1 protein-coding gene is annotated in these 3854 nt (G+C 64.6%); it reads left to right on the top strand.

The window, feature by feature from the left end; translation table 11 throughout:
• Positions 1-907 precede the first annotated feature (907 nt).
• Positions 908-3854, top strand: a 2947-nt coding sequence (locus MKK82_RS06385; protein WP_243984982.1) for an amidase family protein, incomplete at its 3' end; no start/stop codon positions are given.

Genomic DNA, 3854 nt, shown 5'->3' with positions numbered 1-3854 from the left:
GGTTGGCGCTCGCAACCCGACCCTACCCGGCAACCGCCGATGACCACCCCGCGGGGAGCCCCGCCCGCCACAGCCCTGTGGAAGGCGCGCGGACGGGCTTCCTCGCTACCGCCGAGCTACACCACCATCAGGGACACGACCCCGCGGCCAATCCGAATTCGCATCCGCAGGGAATCGGTCCGTGATTTCCGGACCCTTCTCCTCGCGGCAGGAACGCGACAGACAATTTGTGGCTACCGGGCCACACGTCCGGTCAAACGATCGTGACTGTCGCGATTTACGCCCCGGTCCTGCAAATGCGGCCGAGCCAGGACAAATGATGATTACGCCAAAGCGAAATTCATCGAAAACCTCACGCAATGAATTGTCTTTTATAATTGTATAACAAGAACAAATTTGCCGCAAAGATGTTTATCAATGCTGATCTATCGGTTTTTTATGGGACCATCTTGTTCTTAAGAAGAGATTTTTTTAATATCACAGGACGAACCAAGCGTATTGGATGACGATTTGCACCGTTCTAAACCGGTTATCGACTCAGATCGTTCTATATACATGAAAATATTACCGTTTGCGGACGTTCAAATCTGCAAAAGAACAAGATCGATTGGAGAAATCCCGCGACCGGCGGTGGGCCGATCGCGACCATGACGACACCGGTATCGCGGCCCCTCTGGCCGAAGACCCAGGCTCGGCCGTCGATGGTGGCAGGGCCGATGCGATTGCGGCCCTCCGCTTCCGGAGCTTGCCCGCCCCTCCTATCGCGGCACTCCCGCCGGCGTACCGCGCCGGTCGACGCATGGTCCCATCACCGAGAGCGGAAGCCCTGGTGAGTCCGTCCGCGGCTCGAATGCCGTGCCCTGCCCGTCGAACACCCTTGTCAGAATCGAAGCTTCGGAGATCGACCATGTTCCTCAGCCTGCCGGCATCACAGGGGCGACTGCGCATTTCCGGAAGCCTCCTGGGCGCCCTCTGGCTGAGCGTGCCGGCCTTCGCGCAGGCGATCGATCCCCAGGACCAGCTTGCCCTGCGTGACGTCGTCCGCGCCGCCTATATCCGCGCCGGCCAGCCCAGGACCGACGCAGAGATCTTCGCCTTATCGGTCTCCGCCCGGCCGCTCGTGACCTTCGTTCCGCGCGCTGCGACGGAAGCCGACATCGTCGGTCTCGTCGGGCGGCTCGGGCTCACGGATACCTCGCTGCCGAAGCAGCCGGAACCCGTCTCCCTGACCCGAACCCTCTCGAACGATCCGCTGCCCGATTATGGCGCTGTCGACCTGACCGAAGGGACGGCCACGGATCTCGCCGGCATGTTGCAACGGCGCGAGACGACATCGCGCGAGATCGTGTTGCAGTACATGTACAAGATTCAACAGCTCGATCATGCGGGCCCGGGCCTGCGCTCCGTCGAGCAGATCAATCCGGATATCCTAGCGCTCGCCGACCGGGCGGATGCGCAGAGGATGGAAGCGCAGCGCAAGGGCCAGACGCTGCCGCCGCTCTTTGGCGTACCGGTCCTGCTCAAGATGAACATCGGCACCGCCGACGATCTGCGCACCACCGCGGGCTCGGCAGCCCTGATCGGCTCCCGTCCAGCCGGCGAGGCGACCCTGGTGAGCGGGATGCTGGAGCAGGGCCTGCTCATCCTGGGAAAGGCCAATATAGGCCAGTGGGCGGGGCTGACGAGCAACAATCTAAGCAGCACGGGCGGCCAGACGATCAGCCCGTTCGATCCGTCGATCGCGGTGGCCGGATCCAGCAGCGGACCCAGCATCGCGGCCGCCATGCGCTTCGCGCCGCTCACCGTCGGATCACAGACCTCCGACTCCATCATCTACCCCGCCCAGCAGCAGCATCTCTACGCCCTCAAGCCGACGGCGGGCCTGATCAGCACGACCGGCATCGCCCCCTATTCCTGGCAAATCGACACGGCCGGTCCCATGGGCACCAGCGTCCATGACCTCGCACACGCCCTTAACGGCATGGTCAAGCTCGACACGACCGACACGCGCAGCAAAGCCTTCGTCCGGCCTACCGACTACAATGCCAGCCTGACCGGTGACTTGACTGGCCTGAAGGTCGGGATCTACAGCGCGCCGTTCACCGAGGATCCTCAGCGGCCGGCGCAATTCGACTCCCTCGTCGGCGCGATGCTGAAGGCCTCGCGCGCCGCCGTCGTCCCGCTCGATCGCGCCCGGGTCGACGCCGCGGTCAAGACGGCGGTCCTGGCGATGTCGGACGACGATCTCGTTCAGGTCGTGAAATTTGCCGAACCGTCCACGCAGATCCCAACCGATCCGGCCGCCAGGGCCGCCCTGCTGAGCAATTTCCGGCAATCCTTCGCCGACGGGGCTAGGCGGGTCGAAGCCGCGACCAACGGAGCGGCGTCATTCTACTTCTACGATGCCTACGTTTCGATTTCGAGCTATCTTGCCTCTCGCGTCTCATCGGCCGACGATTACAGGAGCGCGCTCGTCCGGCTGCTGGGCGACAAGTTCTCGCGACTGAACGTGGATCCGAAGGTCTTCGCCCGCACGATCGACGACCTCGTGGCCTTCGCCCGGAAGAACCCGAGCCTCGACGGCGGCGAGATGGCCCTGGCTGGTCTGGCCGCGGACAAAGTCGGCCGCTACGCCTCCACCGACGAATTCAATCGCGCCTACGCGAATTGGATTCGGATCTCGACGGCGCTGATGTCGAACGTCCGCAATACCCTGGGTGTCGATGCGGTGATCGGCTTCCTCGGCACGGACGACGACACCAATGACGGACTCGGTCTGTTCACCTTCTCGACGGAACAGACCTCCTCATCGCCCCAGCTCAACGTGCCCTTTCAGGTGGACGGGGCGCAGGCGAACATCCTCATCGACGCCAATCCCTTTCAGGAGCAGACGTTGCTGAGGATCGGCCAAGCCCTCCAGCAGCAACTGAGCTCCGACGCGTTCCGGCAATACCAGGCCGCGGCGCCCAAGCCCCCCGCGACCGGGTATGGCGACGATCAGCCGGACGATACCGGGCCGCTCCTGCCGCTCGTTCTCACGAACCTCGACGACCATGGCCGCGCCACCAAGGCCCATCTGCTGACGACCGAGATGGCACCACTGGTGCTCGACGTGACCGGCACGACCAAGACGCCGCACTTCGACGGGCGCATCTCCGGCAACGGCGGCTTGATCAAGGATGGGGCCGGCATTCAGTTCCTGACCGGGACGAGCGACTTCACCGGCGGGGTCTTCGTCTGGCAGGGCGGGCTCGCCGTCGACAAGACCGAGGCGCTCGGCGCCCCCAGCAACACCGTGACGCTGGAGGGCAAGAGCGCGCTGATCGCCACCCGGAGCTTCGCCCTCGGCCGACCCGTCATCCTGCGCGACGGCGGTACCCTCGGGGTGTTCGCCGGTGCGATGCTCACGGAGGATGCGGTCGTGTCCGGCAATGGCGGCCTGTTCAAGACTGGCCAGGGTCGATTGAACCTGCTGGCCGACAACACCTATACCGGGGGCACGTATATCCGGGCGGGCATCGTTTCGGTGTCGCGGGAGGAGAATCTCGGCCAAGCCTATGGCGCCGTGGCGATCGGCGGCGACGCGACCCTGGAGGCGACGGCGAGCTTCACGACCACGCGTCCCTTCACACTGGAGGGTGTCTCGGGTCTGGCCGTCGACCCGAATCGAGCCTTGACGGTGTCGAATGTCGTGTCCGGTCCGGGGGCGTTGTTCAAACTCGGGCTCGGCACGCTGACGCTGAGCGGGACCAACACCTTCTCGGGCGGCGTCCTCCTGGCGGCCGGCACCCTCTCGGTCGCGCGCGACCCCAACCTCGGCGCCCCCAGCGGACCCCTCGCCTTCAACGGCGGAA

Source organism: Methylobacterium sp. E-046 (assembly GCF_022829625.1).
GTDB lineage: Bacteria > Pseudomonadota > Alphaproteobacteria > Rhizobiales > Beijerinckiaceae > Methylobacterium > Methylobacterium longum.
Note: the sequence above shows the minus strand (reverse complement) of the source record. Positions and strands in the feature narration are given on the sequence as shown.